Origin of the sequence: Ruminococcus sp. AM31-15AC (genome assembly GCF_003462045.1) — a bacterium.
Lineage (GTDB): Bacteria > Bacillota > Clostridia > Oscillospirales > Ruminococcaceae > Hominimerdicola > Hominimerdicola aceti.
In genome coordinates, this window is the sequence record NZ_QTYG01000125.1 from 1 (window position 1) to 1,075 (window position 1,075).

Below are 1,075 nucleotides of genomic sequence, written 5' to 3' on the forward strand. Positions count from 1 at the left end.
AGTATCTCGGGGGAGTTAAGGATAGTCTGTGCAATGGCAAGGCGCTGTTTCATTCCGCCAGAAAATGACTTTATCTTGTCATCAAGATTTTCAGACAGATTCACAAGCCTCAGCACACGTCTTATCTCGTCCTCAATAAGCGGCTCGGGCATTCCTTTTAATAACGCCGAAAATCTCAGAAATTCGTGGGCGGTGTAGCTTGGATAAAATGGCTGATATTGAAACTGAAAGCTCAGCTTTTCACGATATTTTTCGCCCATTTCAAAAACGTCCTGCTCGTCAAGGGTCACACTGCCACCCGACTTTTTTATCACGCCCGATATGCAGTTCATTATGGTGGTCTTGCCTGCGCCATTCGGTCCAAGCAATGCGTTTATTCCCGTGCGAAATTCGCAGGTTATACCCTTTAGCGCTTGCTTTTTGCCGTATCTTTTTGATAAGTTTTCTACTCTAAAACACTCATATCAGCAACGCTCCTTAGAATTTCCTTCATAATATCCGCTGTATCTCCAAGCCGATAGCCCGCCCAAAATCGTCGCAAGGTATATTAATACAGCTACCGCTTCCGAACAATCAAAAGTTCTAATATAGTCAAGGCTTTGCAACCTTCCATTCACACTTGTAACAGCCGCAAACATATAAGGCGAAAACGTTCCTAGATAATGTGCGGCGGCGGACATTATCGCTATCAGCCCAGAGGTCAGCATAACATATTTTTTCACCGAGCACACTTGCTTTGCCACAAGCACGAAAATGCTGTAGGTTGCAAAAAACGACATAAGCCTTGTGACACATAGCCATATTATAGTACCTCTCACAGTGAGCATTACAGGCGAAAGGTCAAATTCCCATACGCTTTGCAATGGTGCGGTGCTGTATTCGCTCTGCTGTAAAGTTCCGCTTAAAATAAGGTCGGCGAAAAAGCTCATCGTGAACATTATAAATATCGCCGCCGATAAAATTATTTCCCGTGACTTAAAAAACGCTGACGAATTTTTAGATATCCTTATCTGCTGATCCATTCGTTTTTCGTAACTGTCCGCAACAAAAACACCCACAAGCAACAGCACAAATA

The 1,075-nt window shown here is 43.4% G+C and carries 2 protein-coding genes; both read right to left on the minus strand.

Annotated features, from left to right (window positions below; genetic code table 11):
- The coding region (locus tag DW793_RS14310) for an ATP-binding cassette domain-containing protein (RefSeq protein ID WP_118158547.1) at positions 1-368 on the minus strand (368 nt) is incomplete at its 3' end.
- Between the two features lie 96 nt (positions 369-464).
- The coding region (locus tag DW793_RS14870) for a hypothetical protein (protein ID WP_181988399.1) at positions 465-1,075 on the minus strand (611 nt) is incomplete at its 5' end.